Genomic DNA, 18,686 nt, shown 5'->3' on the forward strand with positions numbered 1-18,686 from the left:
ACCTGTCAATTTTTAGTTGGCACTTTAATTGCATTGCTATACATATTATGAATTTTTAGGTCAATGCAATGGATAAAATGCTCTATATCGCTATGTCTGGTGCGAAACAAAACCTGCGTGGTGTTGCTATTAAAGCTAACAATTTAGCCAATGCAAATACGACCGGATTTAAGTCCGACTTTGCACAAGCACGGTCTATGCAGGCATTTGGTGAAGGGTTACCGACCCGCGTTTTTGCTATGCAAGAGCGACCAGGTACCAATATGACCAGTGGCGCGATTGTTGAAACCGGCCGAGATTTAGACATTGCGGTGTCAGACAAGTCTTGGATAAGCGTTATGGACAAAAGTGGCAACGAGGCTTATACCAAGGTCGGTACTTTAAACATTACAGCTGACGGTGCATTAGTCACTAGCCATGGGCGACAAGTTGTTGGCGAAGGAGGCCCGATTATTCTACCCATACCGGTAGAGAAGGTCACATTTAGTGATGATGGGTCAATTCAAGTGCGGCCTCAAGGTGCGCCAGCCAATTTCTTAGAGGTGGTAGACCGCTTAAAAATCATTGAAGCAGACAACAGTAAACTTGAAAAAGGCAACGATGGTTTGTTTAGGCCAAAAGAAGGTAGTCTTGATGACGGTTTATGTGGCTTTTGTGATGTGTCGCCGACTGCAAAAGTAATGAGTGGCACGCTTGAAATGTCAAACGTCAATCCAGTGCATGAAATGGTTGATATGATCAACCACCAACGCCAGTTTGAAATGCAAATGAAACTAATGAAAACAGCAGAAGAAATTGACGAACGTCATGTATCGCTGCTGCGTATAGTCTAACGAAGTGAGGTATATGTTATGAATCCAGCGTTATGGATCAGTAAAACCGGCCTAGATGCCCAGCAAACTGATATATCGGTAATTTCGAATAACCTCGCGAATGCTAGTACGGTGGGTTACAAGAAAAGTCGGGCAATTTTTGAAGACTTGCTCTATCAAAATATTAACCAACCTGGGGGCCGTTCGTCACAAGATACTGAACTACCTTCTGGTTTAATGTTAGGCGCCGGCGCAAAAGTGGTTGCCAACCAAAAGAACTTTTCTCAAGGTAATATGCTAAGTACTGAGAACTCTTTAGATTGGATGATCCAAGGGCCTGGCTTTTTTGAAATTCAAATGCCAGATGGCACCATTGGATATAGCCGCAATGGTCAATTTACAACTGACGAGAATGGCCGAGTTGTGACCTCTGGAGCAGGTTTCCCTGTTCAACCTGAAATGAACGTACCTGATGACGCAAAATCGATCACCATCTCTCAAGATGGCGAAGTGTCGGTGCGAGTTGGAGGTCAAGCGCAAAACACGGTTATTGGTCAACTGGTGATCAGTGATTTTATTAATCCATCGGGTTTAGAGCCCATGGGCCAAAACTTGTACACAGAAACGGCTGTTAGTGGTGCACCTGTGCAAGGTAACCCTGGGGCTGATGGTTTAGGCTCTATTGTACAGGGAGCACTAGAAACCTCTAACGTCAACGTGACAGAAGAGCTGGTTAATCTAATTGAAACCCAACGTGTTTATGAAATGAACTCAAAAGTGATCTCTTCAGTTGATGAGATGCTGAGCTACATCAATCAACAGTTATAAGCTTTAGGAGGTTGTATGCGTACTTTATGTATGGCTGTAGTAACAGTGGTTACGCTATCTGGATGCGTATCAACACAAAATAGTACCGTGGTGCAAGATGACCCCTACTATGCGCCTATGTATCCTGAAGAAGATTTAGAACAGGTAGTGTCAACTGGGTCGTTATTTAACCCTAATCGGGCTAATGATTTATATGCAGATAAAAAAGCATTACGTACCGGTGACATTATTACGGTGGTGCTGCGTGAGTCAACACAAGCATCAAAAGCAGCTAACAGTGAAACAGATAAAGAAACTGACGTAAGTCTTGACCCTGTATTAGGCTTTAATGGCACGCCTGTGAATATTGGCGGTGACAACATTCAATTCGGAATGGGAGCAGACTCATCTTTCAAAGGCGATAGTAAAGCGAACCAGTCAAATAGTTTATTTGGCAATATTTCCGTAAATGTGATGCGGGTTCTACCTAATGGTAACTTAGTGATCCGAGGTGAAAAGTGGTTAACTTTAAACACGGGTGAAGAGTTTATTCGTCTTGAAGGCTTAGTTCGTGCGGCTGATGTTGCAGCGGATAACACGGTGGAGTCTAACCGCATTGCTAATGCACGTATTCAGTATTCAGGCAAAGGTCAAGGGCAAGAAGCACAAAGCCCTGGATGGTTAACATCATTCTTTATGAGTACTTTGCTCCCATTTTAGGGTTTGAAAATTATGAAATTATTTCACCTCTTGTTAAGTGTTGCCTTAGTTGGTTTTGTTCCATTAGCTAAAGCTGAACGAATTAAAGATATCAGTATGGTGCAGGGCGTTCGCTCAAACCAATTGGTAGGTTATGGCTTAGTTGTTGGCTTACCTGGCACAGGTGAATCAAGCCGATTTACAGAGCAAAGTTTTAAAGCGATGCTAAGTGGTTTTGGGATCACTTTACCTGCGTCGTTAAAACCGAAAATAAAGAATGTTGCGGCAGTGGCTGTGCACGCGGACCTACCGCCTTTTACCAAGCCCGGTCAAACGATTGATGTGACTGTTTCTTCGATAGGAAGTGCAGGAAGTTTAAGAGGTGGGACATTACTGCAAACTTTTCTAAAAGGGGTTGATGGCAATGTGTATGCAATTGCACAAGGTAGTATGATTGTAGGTGGCCTTGGTGCTGAAGGGTTAGATGGTAGCCGGGTGGTGATCAATACGCCGACCGTCGGCCGCGTACCAAATGGTGGGACTGTTGAGCGTGAAGTAAAAAGTCCTTTTACCCAAGGTGACTTCATTACTTTTAATTTAAATAGCCCAGATTTCACAACGGCAAAACGCTTAGCAGATACCATTAATAATTTAGTTGGCCCTAATAGTGCGAAGCCAATGGATGCCGCATCGGTGAGAGTGATTGCGCCACGAGATCCATCACAGCGCGTGTCTTATTTGTCTACATTAGAAAACCTTGAGTTTACTCCCGCAGATACCAGTGCAAAAATAATCGTGAATTCACGTACTGGCACCATAGTAATAGGTAAAAATGTGAAGCTTCAACCAGCGGCAATTACACATGGTGGTCTAACCGTTACAATAGCAGAACAACAAAATGTTAATCAGCCAGAGCCTTTAGCTGAAGGTGAAACGGTTGTAACCCGTCAAAGTATTATCGATGTAGACACCGATGACTCTCGTGCATTTGTATTTGACCCAGGCATTAGCCTTGATGATTTAGTCCGCGCTATCAATGAAGTGGGTGCTGCGCCGGGTGACTTGATGGCGATATTAGAAGCGCTGAAAGAAGCGGGTGCAATCAATGGTCAATTAGTCGTCATTTAGAGTGTTTTTATTAATCAGTAAGTTAGCCCTAATTCGTTAGGGTTTTTTTTGGCTCGAATATTGCTTAATTATTAGTATTATAAGTTAAGTGTCAGTAAGCCGATGAATACAAACCCGTTAGACAAACAAAACTTTTTTGATTTAAGCGATTTAAATAGCTTGAGAAAAGATGCGTTGAAAAGCGGTGGCGATCCAAATGCCTCTGATGCAGCGCTAAAAAAAGCCGCGCAACAGTTTGAATCAATTTTTACGCAGATGTTGATGAAAAGCATGCGTAAAGCGAATGAAGCGATGGAAGATAAAAATAGCCCTTTCAATTCAAGTGGTGTGAAGTTTTTTGAAGAAATGCATGATCAACAGCTTTCTATGGACTTATCTAGTAAAGGTAGCTTGGGACTTGCAGACTTAATTGTTCAGCAGTTATCTCCCAATGCGACGGGTTATACGCCTGCGTCGATAATTCGAACCGGAGCCAATATTGAAAGTGATAAACGTGCTACCGGGCAATTAAATGACATAGCAGCTAATGTTGCGGTGACCAAGCCTGAAGCCATTGAAAGTCAGAAAAATACCTTTAAAGATCCTGAATCGTTTGTTTCATCGATGTGGGAACATGCTAAGACCGCAGCACAAAAAATAGGGCTAAACCCAGCCGTTATGGTTGCACAGGCAGCACTAGAAACGGGGTGGGGTAAACATATTATCGTTAAAGCCGATGGTTCAAGCAGCAATAACCTTTTCAATATTAAATCAAGTAAAGCATGGCAGGGTGAAAGTGCCAAAAAAATGACTTTAGAATTTGAAGAAGGCATGCCAGTAAAAAAACAGGCAAACTTTCGTGCATACGACACAATAAAAGACAGCATGAATGATTATGTCAACTTTTTACAGGGTAACCCTCGTTATCAAGAAGCACTACAAAAAGTAGCGCAACCAGAGCAATTTTTAGATGCATTACAAGACGCTGGTTATGCAACCGACCCACAGTACGCACAAAAAATAAAGAATGTACTTCAACGAAGTGATTTGAAAGAAATACTCACGTCGTTGGTTCGCCAAGGAGTAAATTAAGATGTCGTTCAATTTAATGAATATTGGTACCAGTGGGATCAGAGCCAGCAGTGAGCTATTGCAAACCACAGGTAAAAATATTTCAAACCTTAATACCAAAGGGTATGTCCGTGAACGCACGGAGCATACAACTATGGTGGGCAATCAGGTTGGTCGTGGCGAAACGGTACGCTTGATAAATGAGTTTGCGCAAAAGCAACTTAATAGGGATATTTCGAATAAAACCTATTATGAGCAATTTGTCACTGAGGCTTCTCGTGTAGATACCTTATTTGCTGAAGATTCAAATAGTTTGAATAAAAGTATTAATTCACTGTTTAACAACTTACAAGAAGCGATGAACCAGCCTTCATCTAGGGTTACGCGCAGTTTATTTTTAACAGATGCTGAAAACTTAACTGAGCAGATGGACCGCTTATCAGGCATTGTGTTTGACCAAGGTAATATTGTTAATCAGCAACTCGATTTATTTGCCGATGAAGCGAATAATTTAATACAAAAGATCAGTGATTTAAATGGTCAAGTAACGTCGTTAAACACCCCAACAGGCACAAAGGCCTCTAGCTCCGTACTTAATGAGCGTGACCAAGCAATTAGTGACCTTGCTGAGCTGGTGGATTTAGAGACATTAGATGGTCCCAATGGTGAGAAGTTAGTATTCCTTGGCTCAGGTCAAGCGCTTGTAATGGAAAACGGAACATTTAATGCGTTTTCGTTGGCAGGAGACCCTGATCCTAATGTAAGAGAGTTGAAATTAGATGTCCGAGATGGTCAAGCTGTTGCTTTAGACGTTAACTCTAGCACGTTAAAAGGTAAAATCGGTGGGTTGTTAGCGTTTAGGGATGAAATATTACACCCAGCTCAAAATCAATTAGGGCAAATTGGTATTGCATTGGCTGATGCATTTAATGAGCAAAACAAAAAAGGCATGGACTTAGATGGTAATTTAGGAGGGGATTTGTTCACGATCCCCTCTGTGACAGGTTTTCCATATAGTACGAATAACGCTGGTAGCTCAGCAGTAGTAACAGCAACACTCGAAGCAGGAAAAGGCAGTGAAATACCGGCTACTGACTTTAAAGTAACGATGGGAGCAGGCACTGCAGTCACGGTAGTTCCAGTTGATAGTAAAGGTAATGAAATTGGCACACCTTCAGCAGGTACTATTGCTTTACCTGGCCCCAGTAATATCGTTTTTACTGATCCAGATACATTTGGCTTAGAAATATCAATTACAGGCACTGCATCTCAAGATGATAGCTTTTTGGTAAAGTTAAATGCCACTGCAGCAGGTAATATCGAATTGGCCACTGACAGACCTGAACATTTGGCGCTGGCTTCGCCGATACGAACAACAACTGATGCAGACAATATCAGCACTGCAAATATTTCTGTGGGTATTGTCTCTAATACGGGCGCTGGGAGTAACTTTACAGCAGCTCCAACGCCGAGTTTGACAAATGGTGATATGACGATAGAAAAGACTGTAAATGCTAATGAATACACAATTAGTGATGGTGTAAACAGCGTGACATTTGTTGCTGCATCACCAACAGAGAATATGCTATCTCTAGCAGGGGCTCCATTTGATACCTATGGATATGATTTTAATATAGAAGGGACGCCCCAACCCGGTGATAAGTTTAAGCTTGAGTTTAATTCTGGGGGATTTGACGATAACCGTAATGGATTAGAATTAAGTAAATTACAGTCTAGTGAGCTAGTTCGTGAAAATGTAATAACCACGACTACCGCTGATAATTTACAAACATTCAATGAGGCATACGCGGGGCTCGTCACCGATGTTGGAGTGGTGGCTAATCAAGCAAAGACTAATGGCACTGCTTTTGAGGCATTAGCCGCTCAGTCAGAAGCATGGTTTGAGTCTATGTCGGGTGTGAATTTAGACGAAGAAGCGGCAAATTTATTACGCTTTCAGCAGTCTTATTCAGCATCTGCACAAATTATTACAACGGCTAGAACGATTTTTGATACATTATTAAGTGCAACGAGGTAATTATGCGCCTATCAAATAACTTAATGCACAAGACAAACTTGAACTCTATCTTGAACAATCAGCAAGAAGTAAATAAGGCACAGCAGCAAGTGAATACTCAAAAACGGGTATTAACGGCATCAGATGATCCCTCTGCGACAGCACGTGCTTTGCTCTATTCTGATAGAATTCAAACAAATGAACAATATTCTAAAAGCTTAACCATGCTTGATAGTCGTTTGAAAACGCAAGAAAGCGTGTTAACGAATATTAAAGAGTCAATTACGCGATCTCATGTTTTAACCATTAGTGCCGGTAGCGGAGCGCTAGCAGATATAGATCGAGCGGGTATTGCTGAAGAGATTTCAGCAATTAAAGAAACCGTACTTGATTTGATGAATGCCAAAACAGAAGATGGGCGTTATATTTTTTCGGGTTATCAAGATAATACACAGACCTATTCTTTTGATAGTACCAGTAATGAATATAAATATAATGGTGACCAAGGCCAGCACAAGATAAAGGTGGCCGAAGGGGTTGAAATTAAATCAAGTGATAATGGCTTTGATGTTTTTGAAAATGTAGCAAAGCGCTTGGACGTTGATAGGGCAAGTCTGACTCCTGCAACATCAAGTGTATATGTAAAGGAGCAAGGTCAATTTGATAACTTCCATAAAGCGCAATATGACGCCAGTCCTTCTGCGCCAGCAAATGCGAATACAATAACTGTCAACTTTACATCGGCAACTACCTATGATGTTTTACAAGGTGGGGTGGCACTTAAGTCAGGTACGTATTCTGACGGGGTCGCAAACATTGACGGGATGGAAGTTAGAGCAAACGGTGCTGCCAGTTTGACTTTTGACCTAGCAAAGCCAGAAAAAGAGAATGTGTTAAACACTTTGCATAAATTGGAGGCCGCTTTAACTGACCCGTCTATAAGTCAAGATGATTATGAGCAAGTGTTAGCAGATTCATTAGTTGGCCTGACAAATGCTAAAAACTTGGTATCTCAAACCCAATCTGGTTTGGGTGGCCGGTCTAATACAGCGCAACGTATTGTCGACGCAAATGCTGATTTGGATATTAACAATAAAGCAGCGAAAGCGACCTTGGTTGAATTGGATATGGCTGAAGCTATAACTGAATTGACCAAGCATGAAACGGCATTACAAGCTTCACAGGCAACGTTTGGCCGTTTAACGAACTTATCTTTATTAGAATATATTCGATAAAACACTTACTGAGTTAGGGCTTAAGCAGGATGTTCTTAAAGCCCTTTTTCTGTGAGGAATCCCCTCTAACAGCCTGAAAATATTAATGTTTATTTTAATGTGAGCCAGCTTTAGCTCTTAATTATTATATTCTTCTTAAATGATTATATTGCCTTTTTCCCTAGATTAATTAGTCACTTAAATTTTTTTTAAAAAAAACGTTAAAGGATTTTTAGGCTCTTCCGATAACTTAAGTAACCAAGCTGGAGAGATAAAAAACATCGAAGGCTTAAAGTTATAAGTTTGAGAGTAAACACAAAGTTTACATCGGGAGAAATATCATGGCACTTTATGTAAATACTAACGTAAGTTCATTGAACGCACAAAGACAGTTAAACAACTCAGGTAATTCACTTGATGTATCATTCAAGCGTTTATCTTCAGGCTTTCGTATTAACAGCGCAGCTGACGATGCGGCCGGTCTACAAATTTCAGACCGTTTAACCTCTCAGATTAATGGTTTGAACCAAGGTAACCGAAATGCAAACGACGGTATTTCACTTGCTCAAACTGCTGAAGGTGCAATGGATGAAGTAACATCGATGTTTCAACGTGTGAGAACGCTTGCACAACAGGCTTCAAATGGTTCAAATACAGATGAAGACAGATTAGCAATTCAGGAAGAGATTCAGTCTTTATCTGCAGAGGTAAACCGAGTTGCACAAGATACCACATTTGGTGGTCAAAACTTGCTAGATGGTTCTTATGAAGCGAGTTTCCAAGTCGGGTCAGATGCAGTACAGACCATCGGTTTTAGTATGAAGAATGTTGATGGTACTGCGAACGACTTGCAGGCTAATGGCGGGTTTACACTATCAGGTATCGCAGGTATCGCTCAAGGTATTGGTGGAAAATCTTTACAAACGCTTGCTGACGGTGTAAGTGCCGTATCTGGTGCTGCTAATACTTATACATTCTCAGGTACTTTCCAAGCTGGTTCGATTAGTGTTTCTTCACAAGCGAATGCACAAGCGGTATTAGCGGGTATGGACGCAATGATTGCGGTAGTAGACAAAAAGCGTGCTGAGTTGGGTGCAGTTCAGAATCGTTTCCAATCAACTATTCGTAACCAAGCTAATATTTCAGAAAACTTATCGGCTGCAAAATCACGGATTAAAGACACCGATTTCGCTCAGGAAACTGCAAGCTTAACTAAAATGCAAATTTTACAACAGGCAAGCCAAACGATCTTAAGCCAAGCAAATCAACGTCCACAAGCAGCGCTAAGTTTATTAGGATAAGGTTTAAATTAAGTTATTATGATTTTAGGAAGTGGGTGTCCGTGTTTGATGGGGTATTAACACGGACACCGGATTGGATAGCAAAGCGGAGGAGCTTTAATCCAAACTGTTCATCAATTCAATGAACAAGTATTTATAAGCATGAACTATGCCAATGTTTATGCTAATTTATTGACACTCACTCTCAAACTTCAAAAAGGGGCTGTTAGCCCCTTTTTTCATGAAATGTACAAATAATAAATGAACTATTATTATTTGGCCTACCTTTTGCATTACTCATTCTAAGTAAGTTAAATACCATGCAAATGGCAGTTTTTTGCCCCTTCGGCAAATAGCTTTGACGATAAAAATTGCCATCTTGTATTTAGTAAATTAAAGCTGAGGTAATTCAGCTTTGACTTGAAATAGAGAGAATGAGTTATGGCTTTATTTGTAAATACTAACGTCAGTGCATTAAATGCCCAGCGTCAATTAACCAATTCAGGTAATGAATTAGATACTTCATTTAAACGTTTATCATCGGGTTTACGTATTAACAGTGCCGCTGATGATGCCGCTGGCCTGCAAATTACAGACCGTCTTCAGTCGCAAATACTAGGTTTAGGACAAGGTAATCGTAATGCCAATGATGGCATTTCTTTGGCGCAAACCGCTGAGGGGGCAATGGATGAAATGACATCTATGTTCCAGCGAATTCGTACATTATCGCAACAAGCCGCTAATGGTTCGAATACAGATGAAGATAGACTGGCAATTCAAGAAGAGATCCAGCAGCTTGCAAGTGAGGTGAATCGAGTTGCAAGTGATACTACATTTGGTGGTCAGAATTTGCTGGATGGTACTTATGCTGCGAACTTTCAAGTAGGTGCTGATGCTGTTCAAACTATTGGCTTTAGTATGCAAGATGTTGGTGGAACAGCAAATAGTCTTCAGGCGAACAATGGATTTACATTGTCAGGAATTGCAGGAATAGCTGCTGCAGTGGGTGGATCAAACCTACAAACATTGGCCAGTGGTGTGAGTGCAATATCAGGCGTTGCTAACGCATATACTTTTTCTGGGACATTTCAGGCTGGCACGATCAGTGTGTCTTCACAAGCAAATGCGCAAGCTGTTTTTGCTGGCATGGATGCAATGATAGCCGTGGTTGATAAAAAGCGAGCCGAATTAGGTGCGGTTCAAAACCGATTCCAATCAACGATTAGAAACCAGGCAAATATCTCAGAAAATTTAGCATCTGCAAAATCGCGGATTAAAGATGCAGATTTTGCGCTGGAAACAGCTATGCTTACAAAAAACCAAATTTTACAACAAGCTAGCCAGACAATATTGGGTCAAGCTAATCAAAGACCGCAGGCTGCATTAAGCTTATTACAAGGGTAATAAATAAAATTTTAATATATTTACAAATTTAGCTAAAGCTTTCGCTTCATACGCCGATAGCAGAATTAGAGAACTATAAATCTAGGACTCTAATTCGGTATCTAGCAGGGTAGGGGTATCCCGCTAGTTACCTTATCTAAGATGAAGCGGAGGCTATTATGGCTTTATATGTAAACACTAATGTGAGTTCTTTGAACGCACAAAGACAATTGAGTAATTCAGCAGACTCGTTGGATACATCGTTTAAACGGTTATCTTCCGGTATGCGTATTAACAGTGCTAGAGATGACGCGGCAGGTATGCAAGTATCTAACCGTCTAACTGGTCAAATAAATGGTTTGAACCAAGGGATACGAAATGCGAACGATGGTATTTCTTTGGCGCAAACAGCAGAAGGTGCTTTGGATGAAACAACACAAATGTTTCAGCGTATCCGGACACTAGCGCAACAAGCTTCAAATGGTTCAAATACCGATGAAGATAGGCTTGCGATCCAAGAAGAAATCCAGTCATTGTCATCAGAAGTCAACCGAGTAGCACAAGATACTACTTTCGGTGGTCAAAACTTACTAGATGGTTCTTATGATGCTAACTTCCAAGTAGGTGCTGACGCAGTACAAACTATTGCATTTAGTATGAAAAATGTTGACGGTACAGCCAATGATGTTTCTGCCAATGGTGGGTTTACCTTGTCAGGCATTGCTGGTATTGCTCAGGGCATCGGTGGTAAATCTTTACAAACGCTGGCTGATGGCGTGAGCTCAGTGTCAGGCGTCGCGAATAGCTATACGTTCTCAGGTACATTCCAAGCAGGTTCTATCAGTGTATCATCTCAGGCAAACGCACAAGCTGTGTTGGCTGGTATGGATTCTATGATAGCAGTGGTAGATAAAAAACGTGCTGAGTTAGGTGCAATTCAAAACCGATTCCAATCAACTATACGTAACCAAGCAAATGTAGCAGAAAACCTGACAGCTGCGCGATCTCGTATTAGCGATACAGACTTTGCTCAAGAAACTGCAAACTTAACGAAAATGCAGATCTTACAACAGGCTAGTAGTTCGATTTTAAGTCAAGCAAATCAAAGACCTCAGGTAGCCTTATCGTTATTGGGCTAATCTGTTGTATTACGCCAATTTCAGATGCTACGCTTCTGGACTTGGCGTATACTATAATTAAGTAGTGTTTAAGGAGATCTATTATGAAAGATATTGACCCTTCAAATGTTATCGCCAATGTTTTGACTGGAAGTGTCATAACGGAACAACTTTCTAACGGTATAAAGCGACAAATAGAAGAAAGTAGCAAGGCATCGAGTGATAAAGAAGAACAATCGCTAGATACGCCAGTGGATAGTCAATTTTTGATTGATGATGTAAAGAAGAACTTAGAGAAGCTAGATAAGGTTATTCCAGTAACGACAAACTTGTCATTTGAGTTTGATGAAAATGGTGACCCACCGTTTATTCGGGTGGTTGATAAAGGAAATGATGAAGTGATTCGAGAGATTCCTTCAGAAGAATTTCGTGAAGTTGCTAAGGCTTTGGATGAACTGGCCGATAAATTAACAAGCAAAGGTGTTTTACTCGACAGTATCGCATAGAGCACAATGAATTTTGGAGATACAACATGCCACTTATAACTTCTGCCGGTATCGGCTCAGGCCTAGACTTAGAAAGTATCATTACAGCGTCAGTTAACGCTGAAAGTGGTCCGAAAGTTGCGGCATTTGCAAAAAAAGAAGAGTCACTTAAAGTAGAGCTATCTGCAATAGGTGAAGTTAAGTCGGCTATCTCACAATTGAATGATACGATTGAAAAGTTAGCTGACCCAGATAATTTTGGTAAAAGGGCGGCAACGATTACGCAGCCGACTAGCGGTGATTTAATTAGCGTAACACCCACATCCGATATTTCAGTGGGCAGCTTCGATATCGCAGTAACACAATTAGCTCAAGGGAGTCGAGCAGTCAGTGCGGATAACGCATTTTCGTCTGTCGATGACGTAGTTACAGCGTCGGGAGGGACATTAACCTTTGGTGCAGGAACTGACAATACGTTTGATTTAACACTTAGTGCAGGTGCAACACTTGCAGAATTGAGAGATGCGATTAATTCTGCAGACAACAACTTTGGGGTTACAGCTAACATTGTTAATACGGGTGATCCCGCTATAGGGTCGAAGCTTGTACTTACCTCGAGTGTGAGTGGTACAGGTAATGATTTAGTTATTACCAGCGATACAGCTGAGCTAGATGCTATTGAGACCTATGATGCATCAACGAACCCCAGTGGGGGCATGACAATCGCTGCAGATGACGTGGCTCAAGATGCAATAATTACAGTGGATGGTTTAACGGTAAATAGCGCTACGAATACTTTTAAAGATGCAGTTCAAGATATGACAATCAAGGCATTAAAAGTCAGTGAGGATGATGATGCCGGTTCTCCAGAAACAGCAAAATTAAATATTGATTATGATAAAGAATCAGTCTCCACGCTGATTGACGAGTTAGTAACAAATTATAACAACTTAATTGGAAATATAGGTTTTCAAACTAGGATAGGTAAACCACTCAATGGTGATTCATCTATGAGGAGTTTAAGTGACCAACTTATCAATACACTGGGTAAAACGTTAACTGACGCCGGTCCTTTTGGCTCTATTTTTGATATAGGCTTGGGTGTTAAGAAAGATGGATATTTAGAAAAATCATCATTGGTAAGAAGTTTAGATGAGGCAATGGATGAGAATTTTGATGATATTGGCAAGGCATTTGCAGGGGATAATGGGGTTGCGAAAGATTTAGAAACTTTGTTGGGTAACTATATAGACTCATCGGGTCTTATCAAACAAAGGGAAACTTCTTTGAATGGTCAGTTGAGTGAGCTAGAAGACGATGTTGAAAACCATGAGTTTCGAATGGAGTCTTTTGAAGCTGGGCTTAGGCAAAAATATTCTGGATTAGATGTCTTACTTGCTAATATGCAGCAAACTCAGTCTTATTTAGGCGCGCAACTTGCTAATTTACCAGGCTTTACCAAGTCAAATAATTAAGGTGTTATAATGTATAATGCAAAAGTAAAAAATTATCAAAAAGAAGCTTTGAAGACTCGCGTTGCGGGTGCTGATAGGTATGAAATTATTCAAATGCTGATGTCTGGCGCAATTGAAAAAATGGTGTTTGCAAAGGTGGCAATTGATAAGAAAAACCTAGAGGCAAAAGCTGAACATATTTCAAAAGCTTCAGCTATTATCGAAGCTTTAAGGGGTTGTCTTGATTTTGAAGTTGGTGGAGAGGTTACTGAGAACTTGTATTCACTGTATTCGTACATGATTGATAGATTATTAGATGCAAGTTTAAAAAATGACTCGTCAATTGTTGAGGAAGTATCGATGCTTTTGAAGGAGATTAAATCAGCTTGGGACGCTATCCCATACTCGATCCGCGAGAAGACACTTGGGGATAATGGTAGTGATGCCAATGCTGGATAAAATCCAGCAAATAGGCAACCTTATTGATGAAGTCAGTGAGGTGCTTAATAATAGTCCTGAGCCCAAAGAAATAACGAATATTGTAGATACCTGTCAACTTATTGAACGAACATTACGGTCAGTTTTTGAATCCCCAGACTTCACGTTGAATCAAGATGAGGTGGATAGATTAAATGAAATTTATACACGCTATTCAAATTTAATAAGCTGCGTAGAGACAGAGCAAAAACTAACTTATAATAAATTAGTGAAGCATGTCGGTAATAAAAAGAAGCTTGATGTCTACAGAAACCTGTGATCTCTATATGAATAAAAACAAACACAATCAGCCGTTACAAACCCAAATTAATCAGTTAGATGAAAGCATATCTCACACAATCGCGCATCAAAAAAGAGAAGCTGCTTTTTCAGAGGAAGCGAACGCTCGTTTTGAACATAATATCGTATGTATAAATAAATATTATCCTGACCTAGGCAAAGCGATTGAAGAGTTCGAGTTACGAGATGATTTTTGCCTACATGTGACACAAAGCGGTCATGGGAACTTTGTACCAAAGGGTATGACAATACCTTTATACGGAGATGACCCTATTGAACAAGCTCAAAAGCAAGTTACGGAGCATATTAATAACGCATATTTCACAGTTACTGATTATAGTAGTTATCCAAAAAGGAAAAGTGACGATAGGATCCATACCAATTACATGGTAGACCTTGGCGCAATAATGCGTGAGAATAAAGAGGCAAAGCAACCCAAGTTAAAAAGTCTGCCTGATACGTTCCCTACAGCGATGATTTTTGGGTTAGGCCTTGGCTATCATGTAACAATGCTTATGGAACGATGCCAATTTGATTATACATTCTTGATTGAGCCTGACTTTGAAGTGTTTTTTGCTAGTTTATTTTGTACTGACTGGGCGAGTATTATTGAGCGTATTGATGAAGAAGGTAGTAACTTATACTTTCTCTTAGGTGTTTCTGAAAGTACCCTTATTGCTGATCTCGAGGTTATTACTGAATCTATAGGTTCTCAAGCGCTTGTGCGTTCTTTTTGTTATCAGCACATTCCGAACTCTAGTTTAAATGACATCGTAAAAATTTGGTTTGAAGATTACTTTAAATTTCAAACTGGACATGGGTTTTATAATGATGCAATAACTGGACTAGCTCACTCTATTCATCACGCTGAAAGTCAAGTTAGCTTTTTAAAAGACGTAGACAAAAAAAATTTCAAATTTCAAGATGTGCCTGTTTTTATCATAGGTAATGGTCCTTCTTTGGATGAAGCAAGTGATTTCATCAAACAACAGCAAGGAAAAGCAATTATAGTTGCAGCTGGTTCAGCTTTAGCATCATTAGTTAAATTAGGTATTAAAAGTGATTTTCATGTGCTCGTTGAAAGGCCTTTGTCAAACTATAAAATTGTCGAAGATGTGTTACCTAAAGAAGAGTACTTAAAAACAAACTTACTCAGTGTGAATGTGGTATACCCTGATACAACAAAGCTCTATAAGTGGTCGGGATTAGCTTTGAAGGGAAATGAATCTGGCACTGATTTACTGAGAATCTTAGCATTTCAAAATCAGCAAATAACGCTACCATTACCTTCGTTCAGCAATCCACTCGTTTCTAACACGGCATGTAGTATATTTAGTTATTTAGGCTTTAAACATATTTATTTGTTTGGGGTAGACAACGGTAACTGTGTTTCTGGAAAACACCATAGTAAATTTAGTTTCTATAGAAACTCACCAGACGAACCTGGTTACCACAGCCCAGGAGTAACAGAAAATACTTTAGAGGGTAATTTAACTGGCTTTGTTTATACTAATGATTTATATAAATTATCACATAGACAAATTGAAAGCTTAATCTCAACCTATCCGAATATTACTTTCTACAATGTGGGTAATGGAGCCAAGCTTAAAGGTGCAGTTCCGGTAAGTGCACAGGAGTTATTACCAATCCCCTCGACAATCGAGATAGACACTGTTGTAGAGTCAATTAAAAGAGACTTTTATTGTCCTTTATCTTTAAATATCAATGATGAGTTTGTTGGGGTGGGTATTTTCAATGACGTATGTGAACATTTAAAGAGCATATGTCATGAAAGCGTAAATAGCCGAGCTGAAGCTGCGTCTAATTTAAAAAGGCAAGAGCAATATATATATTCATTGAGAGGCACCGTCGCGAGTCATCTATTTCATATTTTAAAAGGGTCGTTATTATATTTCCACTGCCCGATTATTACGCTGTTATACAGCTATGAGGACGATGATTTTACCTTGCAACGTTATGAGCAGCTCAATAACCTTTGGATTAATTATATTAATAGTATACAGGCTGATTTTGGTTCTAATTACCGAAAATTCTGTGATTATTTAAATCCAAGTCAAATTTAGAAATAAATTAAAGTTGAATTAAATAACATGCTTGATGTTTTAAAAATGATAGGTAGAACCCGTCCGCTGTTTCATGAGGATGTTTCACAACATAATGATATATTGAATACATTAGTTTCTAATGCTCGTTTTTTAGTGATAGGTGCTGGTGGTTCAATAGGTCAAGCGGTGACAAAAGAAATATTCAGGCGAAGCCCGTTATGCTTACATGCAGTCGATATTAATGAAAATGGCTTAGCCGAACTGGTTAGGGATTTACGTTGTGAACTTGGGTATATTTCTGGTGAATTCAAGACTTTTTCACTCGATATATGCTCTAGTACATATGATGCGTTTTATTCTCAAAATGGACAGTATGATTACGTATTAAATCTGTCAGCATTGAAACATGTCCGAAGTGAAAGGGACCAATTTACTTTAATGAGGATGTTGGAGACAAATGTTCTAGCTACAGAAAAAACGCTACAACAAGCTGTCTCTTCTGGAGTGAAAAAGTATTTTTCCGTTTCTACAGATAAAGCGACTAACCCAGCTAATTTTATGGGTGCTTCAAAGCTATTAATGGAAAAAGTATTATATGGATATAGTACAGAGCTAGATATTTCAACAGCTCGTTTTGCTAATGTTGCTTTTTCGAATGGCTCTTTATTAGAAAGTTTTCAGACAAGAATTGAAAAGCGTCAGGTTATAACTGCACCAACAGATATATTAAGGTATTTTATTACGCAGGAGGAAGCGGGGTTATTATGCTTAATATCTTGCTTACTTGGAGAGAATAAAGATATTTATTTTCCAAAAAGTAATTCAGAAATAGTGTTGCAAAGCTTTGTTGATGTAGCTGAAACAGTGATACAGTCACATGGCTTTACTCCATATAGGTGTGACTCAGAAGGTGAGGCTCGCAGTGAAGCCAGAAAATTGATCGCCTCGGGCTTATGGCCATGTTACTTCTCCCAAAGTGATACTAGTGGTGAAAAGCCTGAGGAAGAGTTTTTTTCTGGGCATGATACGCTTGACTTGAGTGCTTTCAAGGAGATAGGAATAATCAAGCCTAGCAAAAATGTTGACAATAAAGCCGAGATAATAAGCATAATTGATGAAATTAAACGTCTACAGCGTTCAGGTGTTTGGTCAAAGTCAGCGATTGAAAATGCTATAGCCCCTATACTCCCGAACTTTACCCACATAGAAAAGTATAATTCATTGGATAATAAAATGTAGGAGTCATTGTGCTCAATAAGATAAGCCAGTTCATCCAAGGTTACTTTGACACGAAAGAATTTATCCCTCTGCATGAACCAAACTTTAGTTCAACTGAAAGCCAAATGCTTATAGATTGCCTCGATAGTACATATGTATCGACTGTAGGCGCTAATGTAACTCAATTTGAAAGCGAGATCTGTACTTTTACTCAATCGAACTATGCCGTAACGACTAACTCTGGAACATCAGCACTTCATGTTGCATTACTGGTTGCAGGTGTGAAGCGAGACCAGTTTGTAATTACTCAGTCTCTTACATTTGTGGCGACTTGTAATGCCCTTAGTTACATTGGCGCAACCCCAATTTTTGTTGATGTTTCGTTGCAATCGCTAAGTTTATGCCCTGTTTCTCTAGAAAATTTCTTACTTGAATATGCTTTTGTAAACGAAGATGGAGAATGCATTCATAAAATCGAGAAGAAAAAGATCAGTGCTGTGCTTCCTATGCATACCTTTGGGCACCCAGCTGACATGAATGGCATACGAAAAGTGTGTAAAAAATGGAATTTAGCAATTGTAGAAGATGCTGCGGAAGGCTTAGGGAGTCAATATAATGGACAAGCTCTTGGTACATTTGGTACAGCATCAGCGTTAAGTTTCAATGGTAATAAGGTTATAACGACCGGTGGTGGTGGTGCTTTGTTAACACAAGATACACAGGTAGCCAACGCAAGTAGACACCTTATGTCAACCGCTAAGGTGCAACATGAAAGAGAGTTCATCCATGACCAAGTAGGCTTTAACTACAGAATGCCAAATATTAATGCGTCGCTAGGCAGAGCACAATTAGGTCGCTTAGATGGCTTTTTAACTGAGAAGCGATTGCTAGCTGATGAGTATCGCTCTTTATTTTTAAATAGCGATTATTGCTTTGTTGATGAACCACCAAATTGTAAGTCGAATTTTTGGTTAAACGCTGTTGTTTGTGAGGATAAGTCGCACCGAGATAGGTTATTAGACTCTCTTTCGAAAGACAACATAATGGGCAGACCGATATGGAGACCCATGCATTTGTTAGATATGTACGCTGACGCACCGAGTTTGGAATTAAACAATACAGAATACTTTGCACAGAGACTAGTGAACTTGCCTAGCTCCGTAAAAAAGAAGCGGTGA

The 18,686-nt window shown here is 39.9% G+C and carries 17 protein-coding genes; all 17 read left to right on the top strand.

All coding sequences use genetic code 11. The features are described 5' to 3' along the window. Positions 1-68: 68 nt before the first annotated feature. Positions 69-833, top strand: coding sequence for a flagellar basal body rod protein FlgF (locus tag BGP78_RS05845; RefSeq protein ID WP_010362182.1), 765 nt, complete (start codon positions 69-71; stop codon positions 831-833). Between the two features lie 18 nt (positions 834-851). Then, positions 852-1,640 (top strand): flagellar basal-body rod protein FlgG, encoded by a 789-nt coding sequence (gene flgG / locus BGP78_RS05850; protein ID WP_119860528.1) that lies wholly within the window; start codon positions 852-854, stop codon positions 1,638-1,640. A gap of 15 nt (positions 1,641-1,655) precedes the next feature. Beyond that, complete coding sequence (gene flgH / locus BGP78_RS05855; protein ID WP_119860529.1) at positions 1,656-2,339, top strand: flagellar basal body L-ring protein FlgH; 684 nt, start codon at positions 1,656-1,658, stop codon at positions 2,337-2,339. A 12-nt stretch (positions 2,340-2,351) separates the two neighbouring features. Continuing rightward, complete coding sequence (locus tag BGP78_RS05860; RefSeq protein ID WP_119860530.1) at positions 2,352-3,446, top strand: flagellar basal body P-ring protein FlgI; 1,095 nt, start codon at positions 2,352-2,354, stop codon at positions 3,444-3,446. Positions 3,447-3,548: 102 nt separating this feature from the next. Continuing rightward, positions 3,549-4,517: a flagellar assembly peptidoglycan hydrolase FlgJ gene (flgJ, locus tag BGP78_RS05865; protein ID WP_119860531.1), complete on the top strand. Its 969-nt coding sequence runs from the start codon at positions 3,549-3,551 to the stop codon at positions 4,515-4,517. 1 nt (position 4,518) lies between these two features. Next, positions 4,519-6,534: a flagellar hook-associated protein FlgK gene (gene flgK / locus BGP78_RS05870; protein ID WP_119860532.1), complete on the top strand. Its 2,016-nt coding sequence runs from the start codon at positions 4,519-4,521 to the stop codon at positions 6,532-6,534. Positions 6,535-6,536: 2 nt separating this feature from the next. After that, entirely contained in the window at positions 6,537-7,748 is a 1,212-nt protein-coding gene (gene flgL, locus BGP78_RS05875) for a flagellar hook-associated protein FlgL (protein WP_119860533.1), read from the top strand. A gap of 320 nt (positions 7,749-8,068) precedes the next feature. Then, entirely contained in the window at positions 8,069-9,028 is a 960-nt protein-coding gene (locus BGP78_RS05880; protein ID WP_119860534.1) for a flagellin, read from the top strand. A 420-nt stretch (positions 9,029-9,448) separates the two neighbouring features. Beyond that, the gene (locus BGP78_RS05885; protein ID WP_119860535.1) at positions 9,449-10,411 is read left to right on the top strand and encodes a flagellin; all 963 of its coding nucleotides are present in this window, start codon (positions 9,449-9,451) and stop codon (positions 10,409-10,411) included. Positions 10,412-10,569: 158 nt separating this feature from the next. Beyond that, positions 10,570-11,529: a flagellin gene (locus BGP78_RS05890; RefSeq protein ID WP_119860536.1), complete on the top strand. Its 960-nt coding sequence runs from the start codon at positions 10,570-10,572 to the stop codon at positions 11,527-11,529. A gap of 83 nt (positions 11,530-11,612) precedes the next feature. After that, a complete protein-coding gene (locus BGP78_RS05895) occupies positions 11,613-12,014 on the top strand; it encodes a flagellar protein FlaG (protein WP_119860537.1) in 402 nt (133 codons plus the stop codon). A gap of 26 nt (positions 12,015-12,040) precedes the next feature. Next, positions 12,041-13,468, top strand: coding sequence for a flagellar filament capping protein FliD (gene fliD / locus BGP78_RS05900; protein ID WP_119860538.1), 1,428 nt, complete (start codon positions 12,041-12,043; stop codon positions 13,466-13,468). A gap of 9 nt (positions 13,469-13,477) precedes the next feature. Beyond that, positions 13,478-13,906, top strand: coding sequence for a flagellar export chaperone FliS (gene fliS / locus BGP78_RS05905; protein WP_010362170.1), 429 nt, complete (start codon positions 13,478-13,480; stop codon positions 13,904-13,906). Beyond that, the gene (locus BGP78_RS05910) at positions 13,896-14,204 is read left to right on the top strand and encodes a hypothetical protein (RefSeq protein ID WP_119860539.1); all 309 of its coding nucleotides are present in this window, start codon (positions 13,896-13,898) and stop codon (positions 14,202-14,204) included. The genes fliS and BGP78_RS05910 overlap by 11 nt, the downstream gene beginning before the upstream one ends. After that, on the top strand, positions 14,185-16,308 hold the full coding sequence (locus BGP78_RS05915; protein WP_119860540.1) for a 6-hydroxymethylpterin diphosphokinase MptE-like protein: 2,124 nt from the start codon (positions 14,185-14,187) through the stop codon (positions 16,306-16,308). Before BGP78_RS05910 ends, BGP78_RS05915 begins: the two co-directional genes overlap by 20 nt. Before the next feature lie 27 nt (positions 16,309-16,335). Next, positions 16,336-17,529, top strand: coding sequence for a polysaccharide biosynthesis protein (locus tag BGP78_RS05920; protein ID WP_119860541.1), 1,194 nt, complete (start codon positions 16,336-16,338; stop codon positions 17,527-17,529). Positions 17,530-17,537: 8 nt separating this feature from the next. Next, the gene (locus tag BGP78_RS05925; protein WP_119860542.1) at positions 17,538-18,686 is read left to right on the top strand and encodes a LegC family aminotransferase; all 1,149 of its coding nucleotides are present in this window, start codon (positions 17,538-17,540) and stop codon (positions 18,684-18,686) included.

The sequence above is a fragment of the Pseudoalteromonas sp. MSK9-3 genome, assembly GCF_003590335.1.
In the GTDB taxonomy this organism is placed as follows: domain Bacteria; phylum Pseudomonadota; class Gammaproteobacteria; order Enterobacterales; family Alteromonadaceae; genus Pseudoalteromonas.

Coding starts and splice junctions, on each gene's coding strand:
- BGP78_RS05845 (WP_010362182.1), top strand. CDS start 69: ATGGATAAAATGCTCTATATCGCTATGTCTGGTGCGAAACAAAACCTG.
- flgG (WP_119860528.1), top strand. CDS start 852: ATGAATCCAGCGTTATGGATCAGTAAAACCGGCCTAGATGCCCAGCAA.
- flgH (WP_119860529.1), top strand. CDS start 1,656: ATGCGTACTTTATGTATGGCTGTAGTAACAGTGGTTACGCTATCTGGA.
- BGP78_RS05860 (WP_119860530.1), top strand. CDS start 2,352: ATGAAATTATTTCACCTCTTGTTAAGTGTTGCCTTAGTTGGTTTTGTT.
- flgJ (WP_119860531.1), top strand. CDS start 3,549: ATGAATACAAACCCGTTAGACAAACAAAACTTTTTTGATTTAAGCGAT.
- flgK (WP_119860532.1), top strand. CDS start 4,519: ATGTCGTTCAATTTAATGAATATTGGTACCAGTGGGATCAGAGCCAGC.
- flgL (WP_119860533.1), top strand. CDS start 6,537: ATGCGCCTATCAAATAACTTAATGCACAAGACAAACTTGAACTCTATC.
- BGP78_RS05880 (WP_119860534.1), top strand. CDS start 8,069: ATGGCACTTTATGTAAATACTAACGTAAGTTCATTGAACGCACAAAGA.
- BGP78_RS05885 (WP_119860535.1), top strand. CDS start 9,449: ATGGCTTTATTTGTAAATACTAACGTCAGTGCATTAAATGCCCAGCGT.
- BGP78_RS05890 (WP_119860536.1), top strand. CDS start 10,570: ATGGCTTTATATGTAAACACTAATGTGAGTTCTTTGAACGCACAAAGA.
- BGP78_RS05895 (WP_119860537.1), top strand. CDS start 11,613: ATGAAAGATATTGACCCTTCAAATGTTATCGCCAATGTTTTGACTGGA.
- fliD (WP_119860538.1), top strand. CDS start 12,041: ATGCCACTTATAACTTCTGCCGGTATCGGCTCAGGCCTAGACTTAGAA.
- fliS (WP_010362170.1), top strand. CDS start 13,478: ATGTATAATGCAAAAGTAAAAAATTATCAAAAAGAAGCTTTGAAGACT.
- BGP78_RS05910 (WP_119860539.1), top strand. CDS start 13,896: ATGCTGGATAAAATCCAGCAAATAGGCAACCTTATTGATGAAGTCAGT.
- BGP78_RS05915 (WP_119860540.1), top strand. CDS start 14,185: ATGTCTACAGAAACCTGTGATCTCTATATGAATAAAAACAAACACAAT.
- BGP78_RS05920 (WP_119860541.1), top strand. CDS start 16,336: ATGCTTGATGTTTTAAAAATGATAGGTAGAACCCGTCCGCTGTTTCAT.